Consider the following 15,499-nt stretch of genomic DNA (forward strand, 5'->3'; position numbering starts at 1 on the left):
CAAAGGGTTCGCCGTTATCTTGGCAGGCGCAGGCCTCAGGACAATGCTGGCACAGGGAGCGCCACGGACATCACGGTGCCCTGGACGGACACCGATGGCTCAACTGAACTGCTGGCGATACTGCACCGGGGTCAGGCCGAGCTTTTCACCGAACAAAAAGCGCATGTGCCGCACGCTGCCGAAGCCACTGCGAAACGCCACGGTCTTGAGCGGCAGGTCGGTGGTTTCCAGCAATTGACGCGCCCGGTCGATGCGCGCGCCCTGCAGGAACTCCATGGGTGTCATCTTCACCTCACGGGCGAAGACCCGGGCGAAATGCCGCGCGCTCATGGCGGCCAACGCGGCCATGCGCTCGATGGTGAAGGGTTCATCCAGATGTTCCATCACATGATTCTGCACGCGGGTAATGGCCGATTCCTGCGTCGACACCGCCGCCACCGAGGGGCTGAACTGCGCCTGTCCACCCTGGCGTTTCATCACCACCAACAACACCTTGGCCACGTCCAACGCAACTTTGCGACCGTGGTCCTGAGCGACGATGGACAGGGCCAGGTCGATCCCGGCGGTGACGCCGCCGGAGGTGATCAGGCGCCGGTCCTGCAGGAAGATCTTGTCGGTTTCCACCAGCGCCTTGGGGAAACGTTGTATCAGGCGGTCGGTGTAATGCCAGTGGGTGGTGACGTGATAATCGTCGAGCAAGCCCGCCTCACCGAGCACAAAGGCCCCGGTGCAGATGGAGCCGTAGCGCGTAGCCCGCTGTGCCGCGGCCCGCAACCAGATGTGCAGCCCCGGATGCTGGTCGTTATAGGCCCCCGGCCCGCCCGGCACCAGCAACACGTCATAAGCCGCCCATGCCTGGTCGATATGGATATCGGCCTGGACCATCACGCCGTTGGACGCCCGCAATGCCCCGCGCTCGGTTCCCAGGGTCAGCAATTGATAACGCAGGTCCCCTGCGAGGTAGCGATTGGCGATGGAAAACACCTCCATAGGCCCGGCCATGTCGAGCAGCAAAAAATCCGGGAACAGCACCATTGCAACGGTTTTCATCGGGGATACGCCAAAAAATCCAGAACTTGTAAATGTCCCATGTGGGAGCGAGCCTGCTCGCGATAGCGGACAATCAGTCAACACAAGCGCAAGCTGGACCGACGCTATCGCGAGCAGGCTCGCTCCCACAGGTTTTATAGCTTCAAAGTCTCAGCATTATGTCGAAGCGAAGCATCTGCCGGTAGGGCTGTCTATTGTCCACCCAAAACGGACAGTCTTTCGTTTTTCACCTGCTTATTGAACATATGGATAACCATTAACCTTCTTCTGAACCCGGCGAACGGCCCAGCCGTCGCCCACAGACATCAGGAGAATTGATCATGCTGACCCTTCGCAAAGCTTCGGATCGCGGCATTGCCCGCCACGGCTGGCTGACCTCGTTCCACACCTTCTCGTTCGCCAACTACCGTGACCTCAACGAACAGGGCTTCTCCGACCTGCTGGTCATCAACGATGACCGGGTCGCCGCCGCCAAGGGTTTCGGCCAGCATCCCCACCGGGACATGGAGATCTTTTCCTATGTGCTCGAAGGGGCGCTGGAACACAAGGACACCCTGGGCACAGGCTCGGTCATTCGCCCGGGTGACGTGCAGTTGATGAGCGCCGGCAGCGGCGTGGCCCACAGCGAGTTCAACCATAGCGCGGACGAGCTGGTGCACTTCCTGCAGATCTGGATCGTGCCCAACGTCAGCGGTGCCACACCACGCTACCAACAGGAGCATTTCAGCAGCGAGCAGAAACGCGGTCGCCTGCAATTGATCATCTCCCCCGACGGCGCCGACGGCTCGCTCCAAGTGCACCAGAATGCACGGGGCTACGCCGGGTTGTTCGATGGCCAGGAAAGCGCCACCTTGACCCTGGCCCCGGATCGCTATGCCTACGTGCACGTGGCACGAGGCGCTGTCGAGCTCAACGGCATACCGTTACAGGAAGGTGATGGCGTGCGGGTGCGCGAGGAGCAGGTCCTGACCTTCAGTAACGGCCAGGATGCCGAAGTGCTGGTGTTCGATCTGCGGCCGCAGGAACTGCCACAGATGCCGTGAAGCAACCGTGACCCCTTGTGGGAGTGAGCCAGCCCCCACAAGGGTTATCTTGCGCAATAAGCGAAGAAAGATTCGAAAGTCCTGAATCCATGATCAATGACGTATTTCAGGCGAAAAACATCTAAAAAAAATCAGCCAACCTGAATAATTCAGGCTTTGATATGGAGGGTGGCGTATTTGGGGAGATTCACTGGGCCGCCTCAAATGCGTTCCTCTGTTGCCACGAGCCAGGTCGATCTATAAAGTTCCCGAAACGATCTCGTTTCTGACCAATGGTCGTCGGATACTAACCAACGCAAATTGACTCAATGCACGCGCCAAGGCAAAATGATTTCACTTTGCCACTAATTCTCCTGACTTGCTTATTCACGGAAGAAAGCATGAAAATCGTTATATCCCTCGCGTTACTCTCTATTGCGTGCAGTGCGGCCGCGGACGTCCAGAACATCAAGTACCTCTACGATGATTCGGATGCGGTGTACTCCATCGTTTCGTTTGTCGACGACGGTCCAGCCATCCAGGCCACCATACAAAGATCGGGCGCTTACTTCACCAACTACACAAAGCTTGAACTCGACTGCGCCACCCGCAATGTTCGGCACATGGGGATGTACAACAGCCTTTCAGGGGTGGAAAAAGCTCAGTTCGACCAGATGGAAGGGCGAATCGTCGATGGCTCGATAGCCGACGAAGTTGGAAAAGTGCTCTGCAAGGACACAACCCTGACCGCTTCGCAAGCAGCGAAGCAAACTGAAGACCTGCCCTCCGAAACACGGACAGGCGATAACACCTGATTTATGTCCGCAGCGCGGAAGCTGTGCAGGAGCAGCTCCCGCGCTAAAGCGCGGCAACGCCCTCTCCCCACCCTAACAACTCATCCCTGATTTGCCAGCGTCTTCATCGCACGGTTTGTTTGCGCTCCGATTTCGAGCGATAGCTACCAGGTGGCACACCAAAAAAATCCCGGAAACGACGCTGGAAGTGCGGGGAGCTGACGAAGCCCGTCGCCACGGCGATTTCGGTCACGGATCGATTGGTTTGCTGGATGAGCTGGCGGGCACGCGTCAAGCGCAGTTCCAGGTAATAGCGTGTGGGAGTCGCACCGAGAAAACTGCAGAACCGCCGCTCCAACTGCCGCTTGGAAATCTTGACGCACGCCGCCAGCTCATCGATGGTCAACGGCTCTTCTACGTTTTGCCACATCAGTTCCAGAGCCAGCTTGAGGCTTTCCGGCAGTGTCGGGTCGGTCTCGACGAAAACCGGCGGCAAGTCCGTCGCATCATCGCCAGACTCATCACAGCGAAGAATTTCCTCGATGGCGCCCACGAGCGCCGCCCCGCCCGTCTGGCGAATCAATTGGAGCATCATGCGCAGCGAACTGTTGGCGCCCGCGCAACTGACCCGTTCCCGATCAACCACATAGGCCCGGCTGGACACCTTCACGTGGGGAAACACCTCCGCCATCATGGCGCGGCTTTCCGGGTGGACAGCGCATTCGAAACCATCCAGCAGATTGGCATCGGCAACGAAGAAGGCACCGTTCCACAACCCGCCCAGGATCGCCCCGGACGCCGCATGGGCGCGCAGCTTGCGGCGCAGCAAGGGATGGCCTTGCAACTTCACGCGAAAGCCCCCGGCGACGATCAGCACGTCCTGGTTTTCCGGCATCTGCGCCAGTTCGATGTCGGTCGAGATGACAATGCCCAGGTCGCTCGTGACTTGCCCACCTGAAACCCCCACCGTCAGCACCTCGTAGAGGGGCATGTCGCTCATCAGGTTGGCGGTCACCAGCGCATCCACCGCACCGGTGAAAGACATCATCGAGAAGTTGTCCATCAATACAAACGCGACGCGGATCGGCGCCTGGCTGGCGGGCGCCGCGCCGAGCGGTCGATAAGCCATGTTCTTGTTTTTGAGTACGCTCTCGAATGCGCTTGGCATAGGGCCTCGTTAATACATTAAAGACGATGAGGATTGCTGCACGAGGGTGCCTTGAACCCCAGGGCGAAGGCGCAGGGCAAACCACGTTATCTTCCAGACTAGTGACGCCGGCTGCAATCGCGCCTGCGCCGTCTACCGATCATCCCGCGCCAAAATGGCAAGCCTCAAGTGCCTACGACTTTGGTCGATACACTGGCAGTAGGCATGGGTGCTTTTCCCTTAAGAGACTCGCAACGCCAACCACTGCTGTTTCCGCCATCCAAACACTTAAAATATCCCGCGGGAGAAGTCATGAATATCAAACAGAAGCTGACATGGGCGTTCGCGGCCATCGCCTGCCTTCCGGTTATCCTGGTGGCGGTGCTGGTCGTGCTGAACCTGCGCGACGCCGCAAAAGCCAACTTTCTAGACAGCAGTGGCCGTGAAATCCGCCAGATCGACAACGGCATGAAGCAGTTCTTCGATGGCATCAGCCAGAACGTCGAACTCTTTGCCAGGGATCCGCGGGTCATCGCCGCCAAGGGCTTGAAAAACTATTCCAGCGCCGACGCCGCACAAGCCCCCTTCCCTGAGATCAATCAACAGCTTCTGGAGATCTTCGAAAGATTCGCCAAGAGCCATCCGACCACCGCCTATCTTTCCGTGGGCATGGATGACGGCGGCTACGCGAGCTGGCCGGACGATCCCAAAATGGCCAAGTACGATCCGCGCGTGCGTCCATGGTACAAGGCCGCCATGGCCGCACCGGGCACAACTGTGCGCACAGACGCCTATTACTGGGCGCCGGACGATGTGTCGCTGATCGGCACCGTACAAACTGTCGCTGACTCCAGCGGTAAATTGGTGGGTGTTGTTTGCCTGGACGTGTCGCTCAAACAGCTCACCGAACTGGTCAAGAACATCAAGCTGGGTGAAAGCGGCTACCTGATGCTGGTCGAAGCCAACGGCAACGTCCTGGTGGATGCTGCCGATGCCAAGCATAACTTCAAGCCGTTGGCCGACTTGGGCCCCAACTATGCCGAGCTGGCCAAAAGCAGCGATGGCGTGACCCAGATCGAGATCGACGGCGTGCCCTACATGGCCAACGTGGTCAGCTCCAAAGGGTTGGGCTGGCGCTTCATCGGCCTGATCAAGCGCGATGAAGTGATGGCCGAGGCTTCGAGCCTGACTTGGCTGATCGCCGCCATTGCTGCCGTACTGGCTGTGGTATTCGCTTTGGTAGGCGCCAGTTTCGCCAGCGTGATCGTGCGGCCGATTCGCGGTGTTGCCAACGGCCTGCAGGAAATCGCCGAAGGTGAAGGTGACCTCACCCGCAAACTCATCGTGCAAGGCAAGGACGAAACGGCCACCCTGGCGGGCTGGTTCAACCAGTTCCTGGGCATGATCGCGCAACTGATGCAGCGCATCGGCAGCGCCTCTTCCGACCTGCAAACCGCCGCAGCCGATACCAGCCACGTGGCCCAGAACATGAACGACGCTGCCGGGCGCCAGCGCCAGGCCGTGGAGCTGGTGAGCACCGCGTTCAACGAAATGGTTGCCACCGCCAACGAAGTGGCCCGCTCTTGCAGCCAGGCCGCCTCCAGTGCGGACGAAGGCTATCGCGATGTACACGATGGCCAGCATCACATCGGCGAAGCCACCGGCAGCGTGCTGAAACTGAGCGACGACCTGCAAAAGTCGACCCAGACCATGCAGGCGCTGGAACAGGACAGCAAGAACATCAACACCATCCTCGACACCATCCGCTCGATCGCTGAACAGACCAACCTGTTGGCCCTGAACGCCGCCATCGAAGCTGCACGGGCCGGCGATCAAGGTCGCGGGTTCGCAGTGGTGGCCGACGAAGTCCGGGCGCTGGCACGGCGTACCGCCGACTCCACCGGTGAGATCGACAGCCTGCTGGGCAACCTCGCACGGCGCACCCAGGAAGTGACCCAACAGATGCAAAGCAGCCTGCAGGTGTCGCAAACCAGCGTGGAGCGCATCCAACAGGCCCGCGACAGCTTCGACAAGATCCGCCACTCGGTGGACTCGATTCGCGACCAGAATACGCAGATCGCCACAGCGGCTGAGGAGCAGCACCAGGTGGCCGAAGACATCAACCGGCACATCGCGCAGATCCATGCCGATGCCCAGTTGGTCGAGGAATTCGCCCACTCGGCGCAGACCGGCTCGGGGCGTCTGACGGATATTTCCGGACAACTCAAGGGTTTGGTGGGGCGCTTCAAGTTCTAAGCGGTAGTGCCTGGGAGAGCCAGGGATGGCTCTCTGCTTATGACGACTGGACGGTAGGGAAAATCGCTGGCAAGGCGCTTGACCTACCCTTTCGCCTTGACTGCATACAGGCCACCGATCACCACCAGGCTAGCCCCTACCACTGTCCATAGGTCCGGCAATTCGCCGAACACGAACAGGCCGATGAACGTGGCGAATACCAGCAGCGTGTAATTGAAAGGCTGGAGCGTGGCCGCCGTCGCATACCTGAGCGCCTGGATGAGTAAAAGCTGGGCCACTACACCTGTGGTAGCAAGCACTCCCATCAAGACCCACTGCATCGGGCTCGGAACAACCCATCCGGGAAGGCCGGGTACGGTGACGGCCATTGCGCCGAAAAAACCCATGTAGAGCATGTTCGTAGCAAACGAATCGTCGCGGCTAATCCGCCGCGTCAACACATTGAACACAGCGAACCCCAGCGCGGACATCAAGGGAATCAGCGCTGCGAGTTCGAAGACACCGCCGCCGGGGCGAAGAATGACCAAGGTGCCCAGGAAACCTATCGCAGCGGCAATCCATCGACGCACGCCGACGAACTCCCCCAGCAATGCTCCCGCCAAGGCCAGCGTCATCAGCGGGAAAACCGCATACAAAGCATGCATCTCAGCCAAGCCAAGATAACGCAGGCCAAATCCAAACAAAGCGATTTCACCCACCCCAACCAGGGCACGAGTTATCTGGAGAAAGGGATGCTGGCTTCGACATGCGGTTCGCAAACTTCCCTGATAAACGCTATAGCCAACAGCAAACGCAAGGAATACCCAATAGCGCACCATGACGAGCTGGGCGACGGGCAGATCCCTTACCAGCAGTTTGGTGACGCCATCCTGGCTGGCAAAGATCAGCATGGACAAAAGACACAAGGCGATGCCTAGCTGAGGCCGCGGCGCATCATGATCACGCACCATGCACACCGCCCTTGGCCGATGCCATCAGGGCGGTATCGTCACGCAGGCCTTTATTTGCGCGCTGTCGTGCGATGCTATGGCGCAACGTATCCCTCTCCAGCGTCTCGACCGCTACAAAGGCTTCAACGCCGGCCCCAGCTTCCACCTTTTCAATGAGATTCAAAATCGCCTTCTTCATGAACCAATGTGAGGTGCGATCCAACTTGGCCGCCGCCGATTTCAGCCTGGCACGCGTTTCCCCATCCAATTTGATGCCCATTGTTGTTACCGACATAACTCAGCCTCTGAATGAATCAAGCCCCATAAAGCAAGAAGTGGAACGCACGTCGATCTCATTGCATGAATACAAGAAGGCGGATTGAAGACAACGCCCCCCGCACCAGGACTCCACCACCCAACATCCTCCCGATACCAGTCACCCGGCGAAAGAACGAGGTAGAACTCGGCAGGCGGGTGTTGGTGATAGGGGTAGCTGGTCTTGGGCATCATCAGCGCCAACCCCAAGGTCAAGGTGGAACATTCAAATAGCGCTCCAGGGCCGGCGATCATCCCGTGGCGATGGCGCTCCACAAAAGCGCTGTCCTGGTTGGCCCGGGCTTGGCGGTTTATCCAGGGAAGATGGGGCAAGAGCGTGCTCAGCTCAGCCAGTATCGATATCAGGTCATCATCGGTCCTGGGCGCAGCGTCAAGCGCCTCGGATAAGTGACGCTCCAAACACCGGGGCAGCACATTTGAAGTCTGCGCAGTCTTGCTGATATTCCATTGGGCCGTGCTCAGAGACGCGACATGTGCTGGCGCCTCATTGCAACCGCTGCCCGACAGGACGCTCTGGAGCGAACGCCTGAGCGACTTCCCACTACGGATAATGTCCTGGTCCCACGATGGATCTTCAGTGCTGTTCATCATCGTTTTCGATCCCATTTCCCGAGCAACTTATCGAACTGGCTTACAGACGGCTCAGTTGTTCCAACAGGTCAACGGGAACACTGATCCCATCATTCTGTGCGGTGAGCGTTAAGTGTTGCCGTTCCCATCCCGGCCTGTGGACGCCCATCTGCGTCAGGCGGGTCAGTTGGCTGGACAGTCGCTGTTCAAACCCGCTTGAAAAGAAGGCCGGCGCCAGGAGCAGGATCAACAGGCCACAGCCAGGCGTCTGGTTTCCCTGGTTAAACGCCGGCGCATCCAACGACCAGTTGGCACCCGTGAGCCCCGCCGCCAGGACCTCGACCATGAGCATCAGATTGGCCCCACGATGTCCGCCAAAAGGCAGCAGCGCACCGCTCAACGCCGCCAAGGCATTACGTGTGCCGTTGCCCTGTTGGTCCACCGCCCAACCGTCAGGGATGTCGCTGCCCGTCGAAGCGGCGTGGGCGATATTCACGAATGCCGCGGCACTGCACGCCTGGTCGAACATCAGCGGGATGCCGTCGGCTGAGGGCGCGGAAAATGAAAGCGGATTGGTCGAGTAGGTCTTGCCCTTGGCACCAGGAACGGCGACCAGGGCCGGCCCGTTTGCGACCGCCAATGCAATCAGCCCGGCCTGGGCAAACCGCAACGTGTAGTCACCCAGTTCACCGCTGGTGAAACTGTTGCACTGGCTCAGCGTTGCCATACCATTGGCGTGCGCGGCATGGCACAGCGAATCGAAACAGCGATCGACACCCAGTTGGGCAATTCCGCCTTGGGCATCGGACTTGAAGATAATCGCGCCAGCGCGGGAGATGCGTGGTTCGGCACGTGGATTGATTCGTCCGGAAGAAAAGCCCGGCAAGTAATCGGCGAGGTGGCGAAACCCCACGGCCTGGTTACCGCGCGCTTGCGCAGCCACGGTGGCGTGAGCCAATGAGAGGGCAACCGCGGGTGAGCAGCCCTTCGATTCACAGAGATGCTTCACCCAGTCGACCGCCTCATCCAGGGTAAAGCGACGATAGGCTGTGGTTTTCAAGGGTATCGCCTGAATGTTCGTTCGATGCATCCGATGCCCTTCACGCAGGACATCGGACTGCAACTCAACTATTGAATAGCAGCAGCCATTACTGGGACGGTGTGACGGAGGCGGTCTGACTGCCGAACATCGCCTCGAAGCGAGGCTTGTTGGCGGCGTAGTACTCTGCAACGACCTTGTCTGCCGAACTGTCACGGGCGGTGGACATCAACTTCTCAAGGTCAGCCTTGGGGATCTTGAAGTTGGCGAAGAACCGGGCGACATCAGGATGCTCGGCGCTGAAGCCTTTGCGGGCAACCGCATGGATTTGCTCAGCACCACCGAAAATCTGCTTCGGATCATCCAGGTAGCGCAGCGGCCACTTGGCGAACATCCAGTGGGGACTCCAGGCGTTGATCAACGACCATTTGTCACGCTTGATGTTGCGATCCAGCTCGCTCAGCATTCCAGATTCTGAAGAGGCGACCATCTTGTAACCATCGAGCTTATATTCCTTGATGGCCTTTTCCGTCAGTTTGTACTGACCATTGCCCACTTCTGACGTCAGGATCTTACCGCCCAGTTTCTCCCGTACTTCAGGCTTGTTGAGGTCTTCGACACTGGCGATCTCGCTGGTCGGAATGGACGTTGGCACGGCCATGCCGATCCGACCTTCATACAGCACGCCAAGGTCTTCGAGCTTGTCCTGGTATTTGTCGTAGAACGCCTTGTGAGTGCTCGGCAGCCAGACCATCGGAATCAGGTCGATATTGCCGTTAGCCAGGGCCTGGAACTGAATGCCGATATCGGCGAGTACCAATTTGACCGGTTGCTTCAAGTGGTCACGCAATGCCGTATCTGCCAGCTTTACAGCGATTTCCGTATCCGACCAATTCACCCATCCAATACGGATAGGCGTGGGTTCCTCGGCGTGAGCCGTCAGGCTACCGGCGGCCATCGCCAGGCCTGCAAGCCAGCCGATACAAGTTTTACTGGATAACGTAATCATGGTGCATCTCCGCGTACTGTATTAATAGTTATTGGCAGGGCAGCAGAAGAATTAACTTCCCTCATAAAAGCAGAGTGCCATTACACCCTCAAGGGATTTTATGTTATACATGGATAAGTTTTAGTTATACGAAAACCCTTCATGTATTCAGGTCGTTCGGCCCTCCTCCGCCACTTGGCGGAGCTTATGAATGTAATCACTCACAATGCTTTTTCGAGCGCCGGCAAGGCCTCGAACAAATCCGCCACCAACATGTAATCCGCCACCTGGGCAATCGGCGCCTCGGCGTCCTGGTTGATCGCAACAATGACCTTCGAGCCACTCATGCCCGCCAAATGTTGAATGGCGCCGCTGATACCCGCAGCGATGTATAGCTCTGGCGCGACGATTTTCCCCGTCTGCCCGACCTGCAAATCATTGGGGGCAAAACCCGAGTCCACCGCGGCACGCGAGGCCCCTACGGCACCACCGAGCTTGTCGGCCACACGCTCGATCAAGGCGAAATGTTCCTTGGATTGCATGCCGCGGCCACCGGAAACAACGACGCGGGCACTCGACAAATCGGGCCTTTCACTGGCCGTCAGTTGTTCGCTCACGAAACGCACGTTGCTTGCGCTTTGCCCGCCCTCCACCGCCACCACTTCGCAACGATGTTCATGGGACAAGGCCTGGGTGAACGCCGAGGCACGAACGGTCAGCAACTTGATCGGGTCAAGGGACTGCACCGTGGCGATGGCATTGCCGGCATAAATGGGACGCTGGAAGGTGTCCGCCGAAACGATGTGGGTGACGTCGGAGAGCATGCCGACATCCAGGCTGGCCGCGACCCGCGGCAACACATTGCGGCCCATGCTGCTGGCGTCGGCAACGACGTGCGTATACCCCTCGGCCACCAGTGAAGTGATCAGCGGTTGGGCATTTTCAGCCAGGGCGTTTTCGAACATCGCACCTTGTGCGAGCAGCACCCGGCCCAGGCCCTGGGTCAGTGCTGCCTGTTGCGCCACTGCCGACGCGTCCGTCCCGCCCATCACCAGCAAATCCGTCTCGGCACCCAGCGCCATGGCGGCGGTCACGGCACTCCACGTACCCGCCGTCAGCTCACCTGCACTGTGCTCGGCGATCACCAATGTGCGCATCAAATCACCCCCGCAACGTTTTTCAGTTTATCCACCAGCTCGGCCACCGAACCGACGTTGATGCCCGCTTTGCGCACCGCAGGCGGGACAACCCCTAACAATCGAGCGTGTTCCTTCACGCTCGCGCCCAAGGTGTCAGCAGCAATGATTTCAAGCGGTTTTTTCTTGGCTTTCATGATGTTCGGCAACGAGGCGTAGCGCGGTTGGTTCAGGCGCAAATCACAGGTCACCACGGCCGGCATGGCGAGGGCGAGCACCTGGCTGCCACCGTCGACCTCACGCTCGACCACCCATTGCCCGTCGTCGTGATTGATTGCCGAGGCGTAAGTGGCCTGACCGCTGCCAATCAGCTGCGCGACCATTTGCCCGACCTGGTTGTTCTCCTGGTCGATCGCCTGTTTGCCGAACAGGATCAGTTGCGGCTTTTCCTGATCGATCACTTTGCTCAGGTACTTGGCGACGTTGAGCGGCTCGAGCAGCTCACTCGTCTCGACCAGCAGCGCCCGGTCCGCGCCGAGTGCCAATGCCGTGCGCAGTTGCTCCTGGGCGGCCGAAGTGCCCACCGAGACCACCACCACTTCGGATACCAGCCCCTTCTCCTTGAGGCGAATCGCCTCTTCCACCGCGATTTCGCAGAACGGATTCAAGGCCATCTTCACGCCATTGAGCTCGACGGCTGAACCGTCGGCTTTCACCCGGACTTTCACATTCGGATCGATGGCGCGTTTTACCGCAACGAGCACTTTCATAGTTCTTTGCATAGCCCCCTTGCACTCTGGATCGATGCGGGATGACCGACCGGATACGCCGGATCCCCCCTGTTTCGACTGGATGGTAATCCTGGTTTTTCCACCACGCAAGAAAAATGTACACCTGTGTCTCAATCGTTGACACACATGAACATTCGACATACCGTTATGTCAAACCAAGCCTGATGTTCTGTTCCCGGAGCGCAACACCATGTCCAGCGATCCTCTGCTGCAGCCCTATAAGATCAAACACCTGACCCTCAAAAACCGGATCATGACCACCTCCCATGAGCCCGCTTATCCTGTCGACGGCATGCCGAAGGATCTGTACCGCGCCTACCACGTTGAACGTGCCAAGGCTGGTGTGGCGCTGACCATGACGGCGGGCTCCGCCGCCGTTTCCCGGGACAGCCCGCCGGTGTTCAACAACGTGCTGGCGTACAAGGATGAAGTGGTCAAATGGATGAAGGACCTGACCGACGAATGCCACGAACACGGCGCGGCGGTGATGATCCAGCTGACCCACCTGGGACGGCGCACACGCTGGGACAAGGCCGACTGGCTCCCGGTCGTCTCGCCTTCCCATCGTCGCGAAGCGTCCCACCGGGCCTTCCCGAAAAAGATGGAAGAATGGGACATCGACCGGATCATCAAGGATTACGTGGACGCCGCCGAGCGCATGAAGGCCGCCGGTCTCGATGGGTTGGAATTGCAGGCCTACGGGCACCTCATGGATCAGTTCTGGTCGCCACTGACCAACGATCTCGACGGGCCCTACGGTGGTTCGCTGGAAAACCGGATGCGCTTCACTTTTGATGTGTTACGCGGCATTCGCCAGCGTTGTGGCGAGGATTTCCTGCTCGGGGTGCGCTACACCGGCGATGAAGACCTGCCCGGCGGCTTCGGTGCCAGCGATGGCCTGCAGATCTCCCACATGCTCAAGGACAGTGGGCTGGTGGACTTCCTCAACGTCGTTCGCGGACACATCGATACCGATGCCGGCCTCACCGACGTGATTCCGATCCAGGGCATGCGCAACTCGCCGCACCTGGATTTCGCCGGCGAGATTCGTTCGGCCACCGGTTTCCCGACGTTCCATGCTGCCAAGATCCCGGACGTCGCCACGGCGCGACACGCCATCGCCTCCGGCAAGGTGGACATGATCGGCATGACACGCGCGCACATGACCGACCCGCACATCGTGCGCAAGATCATCGAAAAGCGCGAAGAAGAAATCCGTCCCTGCGTCGGCGCCAACTATTGCCTGGACCGCATCTATCAGGGCGGAGCTGCGTATTGCATCCACAACGCCGCCACTGGCCGCGAAACCACCATGCCCCACGAAATCCCCAAGGCGGCTGTCAAGCGCAAGGTGGTGGTGATCGGCACCGGCCCGGCGGGCCTGGAGGCGGCACGGGTGGCCGGCGAACGTGGCCACGACGTCACGGTGTTCGAAGTGGCGGATCAGCCCGGTGGGCAGATCCGCCTGACTGCCCAGAGCGAGCGTCGCCGCGAAATGATCAGCATCATCGACTGGCGCATGGCGCAATGCGAACGGCTGGGCGTGAAGTTCCATTTCAACACCTGGGCCGAAGCCGAGACCGTCATGGCCGAGGCGCCGGACGTGGTGATCGTCGCCACCGGCGGTTTGCCCCATACCGAGGTGCTCAAGCACGGCAATGAACTGGTGGTGTCGACCTGGGACATCATTTCCGGCGACGTCAAGCCCGGCCAGAACGTGCTGATCTTCGACGACGCCGGCGACCATGCGGCGTTGCAGGCGGCCGAGGTCATCGCCAACAGCGGTGCAAAACTGGAGATCGTCACGCCGGACCGGTCGTTTGCGCCGGAGGTGATGGCGATGAACCTGGTGCCTTACATGCGCAGCCTGCAAGACCTGAACGTCACCTTCACGGTCACCTATCGGGTCGACTCCGTGGAGAAGCGCGACGGTCAGTTGGTGGCCAACTTCGGCAGCGATTACGGCCAGGTGCACAAGCAGCGCGTGGTCGATCAGGTGGTGGTCAACCACGGCACCCTGCCCCTGGACGATTTGTACTTCGAACTGCGCTCGCATTCGAGTAATAACGGCGCGGTGGAACAACACGATCTGATCGCCGGCAAAACCCAGAATATCGTGACCAACCCGCAGGGCCGTTTCCAGTTGTTCCGGATCGGCGACGCGGTGTCGGCGCGCAATACCCACGCAGCCATCTACGATGCGCTGCGACTGGTCAAGGACATCTGAAGTCATGCCCCTGATCCTGGATCAGGGGCCATTTTTCCTATTCGACACGAGGCTCTTCCATGTCAGCACAGACCTTGAAATCAAGGGCTGCGGTCGCATTCGCGCCCAATGAACCGTTGCGGTTGGTCACCATCGATGTGGCGCCGCCCAAGGCCGGTGAAGTCCGGGTTCGCATCATCGCCACTGGCGTTTGCCATACCGACGCTTTCACCCTTTCGGGCAGCGATCCCGAAGGCATTTTCCCCACGGTGCTGGGGCATGAAGGTGGTGGTGTCGTCGAGTCCATCGGCGAAGGCGTGACGTCGCTGCAAGTCGGCGACCATGTGATCCCGCTCTACACCGCTGAATGTCGGCAGTGCAAATTCTGCCTATCCGACAAGACCAACCTCTGCCAGGCCGTCAGGGCCACCCAGGGCAAAGGCTTGATGCCCGATGGCACCTCGCGTTTTTCCTATGAAGGCCAACCGCTGTTCCATTACATGGGCTGCTCGACTTTTTCCGAATACACGGTGCTGCCGGAAATTTCCCTGGCGAAGATTTCAAAAGACGCGCCGCTGGATCAGGTTTGCCTGCTCGGCTGCGGGGTGACCACGGGGATTGGCGCGGTACTCAACACGGCAAAAGTCGAAGCCGGTGCCAGCGTGGCGATCTTCGGGTTGGGCGGTATCGGCCTGGCCGCGATCATCGGTGCAAAGATGGCCAATGCCGGACGCATCCTGGCCATCGATATCAACCCAGCCAAGCGCGACGTTGCCCTGTCATTGGGCGCAACGGACTTCATCAACCCCAAGGACGATGACCGCCCCATCCAGGACGTCATCGTCGAACTCACCGACGGTGGCGTGGATTACTCCTTCGAATGCGTCGGCAATGTGCAACTGATGCGCGCGGCGCTGGAGTGCTGCCACAAGGGTTGGGGCGAGTCGATCATCATCGGTGTGGCCGGTGCCGGCCAGGAAATCAGCACCCGCCCGTTCCAGCTTGTCACCGGTCGCGTATGGCGCGGCAGCGCCTTCGGCGGCGTGAAGGGCCGCACCGAGCTTCCCAGTTATGTAGAGAAGGCCAGCCGCGGGGAAATCCCGCTGGAAACCTTCATCACCCACAACATGCCCCTGGACAAGATCAACGACGCCTTCGAGTTGATGCACAGCGGGCAAAGCATTCGCACCGTCATTCATTTCTGAGCGCCGGTCGATCGTCCAACTACCCATAGA

14 protein-coding genes are annotated in these 15,499 nt (G+C 59.4%); 5 read left to right on the plus strand and 9 right to left on the minus strand.

Translation table 11 applies throughout. The annotated features are described in order from the left end of the window. Positions 1-99: 99 nt before the first annotated feature. Positions 100-1,050, minus strand: a complete 951-nt coding sequence (locus tag KI235_RS19530; protein ID WP_003203414.1) for a GlxA family transcriptional regulator — start codon at positions 1,048-1,050, stop codon at positions 100-102. A gap of 320 nt (positions 1,051-1,370) precedes the next feature. Between KI235_RS19530 and KI235_RS19535 the strand changes: the two genes are divergently transcribed. Both KI235_RS19535 and KI235_RS19540 read left to right on the plus strand, forming a co-directional pair. Continuing rightward, positions 1,371-2,093 carry a pirin family protein gene (locus tag KI235_RS19535; protein WP_212795255.1) on the plus strand — a complete coding sequence of 241 codons (723 nt, stop codon included), beginning with the start codon at positions 1,371-1,373 and terminating at the stop codon, positions 2,091-2,093. A 380-nt stretch (positions 2,094-2,473) separates the two neighbouring features. Then, entirely contained in the window at positions 2,474-2,887 is a 414-nt protein-coding gene (locus KI235_RS19540; protein ID WP_003203418.1) for a hypothetical protein, read from the plus strand. A gap of 103 nt (positions 2,888-2,990) precedes the next feature. Here KI235_RS19540 and KI235_RS19545 read toward each other — a convergent pair whose 3' ends face one another. Continuing rightward, a complete protein-coding gene (locus tag KI235_RS19545) occupies positions 2,991-4,034 on the minus strand; it encodes a GlxA family transcriptional regulator (RefSeq protein ID WP_003203420.1) in 1,044 nt (347 codons plus the stop codon). 291 nt (positions 4,035-4,325) lie between these two features. Between KI235_RS19545 and KI235_RS19550 the strand changes: the two genes are divergently transcribed. Next, positions 4,326-6,269, plus strand: a complete 1,944-nt coding sequence (locus KI235_RS19550; RefSeq protein ID WP_003203422.1) for a methyl-accepting chemotaxis protein — start codon at positions 4,326-4,328, stop codon at positions 6,267-6,269. A gap of 83 nt (positions 6,270-6,352) precedes the next feature. On the opposite strand, the gene KI235_RS19555 is transcribed toward KI235_RS19550, so the two are convergent. From KI235_RS19555 to KI235_RS19585, 7 genes are all read right to left on the minus strand, one after another. After that, a complete protein-coding gene (locus KI235_RS19555) occupies positions 6,353-7,219 on the minus strand; it encodes a DMT family transporter (RefSeq protein WP_003203424.1) in 867 nt (288 codons plus the stop codon). After that, entirely contained in the window at positions 7,209-7,478 is a 270-nt protein-coding gene (locus tag KI235_RS19560; protein ID WP_170291495.1) for a transcriptional regulator, read from the minus strand. The genes KI235_RS19555 and KI235_RS19560 overlap by 11 nt, the downstream gene beginning before the upstream one ends. Positions 7,479-7,483: 5 nt before the next feature. Beyond that, positions 7,484-8,140, minus strand: coding sequence for a dimethylsulfonioproprionate lyase family protein (locus KI235_RS19565; RefSeq protein WP_003203428.1), 657 nt, complete (start codon positions 8,138-8,140; stop codon positions 7,484-7,486). Positions 8,141-8,165: 25 nt separating this feature from the next. Beyond that, complete coding sequence (locus tag KI235_RS19570) at positions 8,166-9,164, minus strand: Ldh family oxidoreductase (protein ID WP_311195860.1); 999 nt, start codon at positions 9,162-9,164, stop codon at positions 8,166-8,168. A gap of 88 nt (positions 9,165-9,252) precedes the next feature. Further along, complete coding sequence (locus tag KI235_RS19575) at positions 9,253-10,152, minus strand: glycine betaine ABC transporter substrate-binding protein (RefSeq protein WP_013693738.1); 900 nt, start codon at positions 10,150-10,152, stop codon at positions 9,253-9,255. Between the two features lie 200 nt (positions 10,153-10,352). Further along, entirely contained in the window at positions 10,353-11,288 is a 936-nt protein-coding gene (locus KI235_RS19580) for an FAD-binding protein (RefSeq protein ID WP_013693739.1), read from the minus strand. Continuing rightward, positions 11,288-12,037, minus strand: coding sequence for an electron transfer flavoprotein subunit beta/FixA family protein (locus tag KI235_RS19585; protein ID WP_027911974.1), 750 nt, complete (start codon positions 12,035-12,037; stop codon positions 11,288-11,290). Before KI235_RS19585 ends, KI235_RS19580 begins: the two co-directional genes overlap by 1 nt. A gap of 211 nt (positions 12,038-12,248) precedes the next feature. Here KI235_RS19585 and KI235_RS19590 point away from each other — a divergent pair, with 211 nt between their 5' ends. After that, positions 12,249-14,285: an NADH:flavin oxidoreductase gene (locus KI235_RS19590; RefSeq protein ID WP_060613982.1), complete on the plus strand. Its 2,037-nt coding sequence runs from the start codon at positions 12,249-12,251 to the stop codon at positions 14,283-14,285. Positions 14,286-14,344: 59 nt separating this feature from the next. Further along, entirely contained in the window at positions 14,345-15,469 is a 1,125-nt protein-coding gene (locus tag KI235_RS19595; protein WP_212795256.1) for an S-(hydroxymethyl)glutathione dehydrogenase/class III alcohol dehydrogenase, read from the plus strand. Positions 15,470-15,499: the final 30 nt, after the last annotated feature.

Origin of the sequence: Pseudomonas sp. St386, from assembly GCF_018325865.1 — a bacterium.
Lineage (GTDB): Bacteria > Pseudomonadota > Gammaproteobacteria > Pseudomonadales > Pseudomonadaceae > Aquipseudomonas > Aquipseudomonas brassicacearum.

What these genes read in the sequence shown, in the direction of transcription:
- KI235_RS19530 (WP_003203414.1), bottom strand. Translation starts at nt 1,050, where the DNA reads ATGAAAACCGTTGCAATGGTGCTGTTCCCGGATTTTTTGCTGCTCGAC.
- KI235_RS19535 (WP_212795255.1), top strand. Translation starts at nt 1,371, where the DNA reads ATGCTGACCCTTCGCAAAGCTTCGGATCGCGGCATTGCCCGCCACGGC.
- KI235_RS19540 (WP_003203418.1), top strand. Translation starts at nt 2,474, where the DNA reads ATGAAAATCGTTATATCCCTCGCGTTACTCTCTATTGCGTGCAGTGCG.
- KI235_RS19545 (WP_003203420.1), bottom strand. Translation starts at nt 4,034, where the DNA reads ATGCCAAGCGCATTCGAGAGCGTACTCAAAAACAAGAACATGGCTTAT.
- KI235_RS19550 (WP_003203422.1), top strand. Translation starts at nt 4,326, where the DNA reads ATGAATATCAAACAGAAGCTGACATGGGCGTTCGCGGCCATCGCCTGC.
- KI235_RS19555 (WP_003203424.1), bottom strand. Translation starts at nt 7,219, where the DNA reads ATGGTGCGTGATCATGATGCGCCGCGGCCTCAGCTAGGCATCGCCTTG.
- KI235_RS19560 (WP_170291495.1), bottom strand. Translation starts at nt 7,478, where the DNA reads ATGGGCATCAAATTGGATGGGGAAACGCGTGCCAGGCTGAAATCGGCG.
- KI235_RS19565 (WP_003203428.1), bottom strand. Translation starts at nt 8,140, where the DNA reads ATGGGATCGAAAACGATGATGAACAGCACTGAAGATCCATCGTGGGAC.
- KI235_RS19575 (WP_013693738.1), bottom strand. Translation starts at nt 10,152, where the DNA reads ATGATTACGTTATCCAGTAAAACTTGTATCGGCTGGCTTGCAGGCCTG.
- KI235_RS19580 (WP_013693739.1), bottom strand. Translation starts at nt 11,288, where the DNA reads ATGCGCACATTGGTGATCGCCGAGCACAGTGCAGGTGAGCTGACGGCG.
- KI235_RS19585 (WP_027911974.1), bottom strand. Translation starts at nt 12,037, where the DNA reads ATGAAAGTGCTCGTTGCGGTAAAACGCGCCATCGATCCGAATGTGAAA.
- KI235_RS19590 (WP_060613982.1), top strand. Translation starts at nt 12,249, where the DNA reads ATGTCCAGCGATCCTCTGCTGCAGCCCTATAAGATCAAACACCTGACC.
- KI235_RS19595 (WP_212795256.1), top strand. Translation starts at nt 14,345, where the DNA reads ATGTCAGCACAGACCTTGAAATCAAGGGCTGCGGTCGCATTCGCGCCC.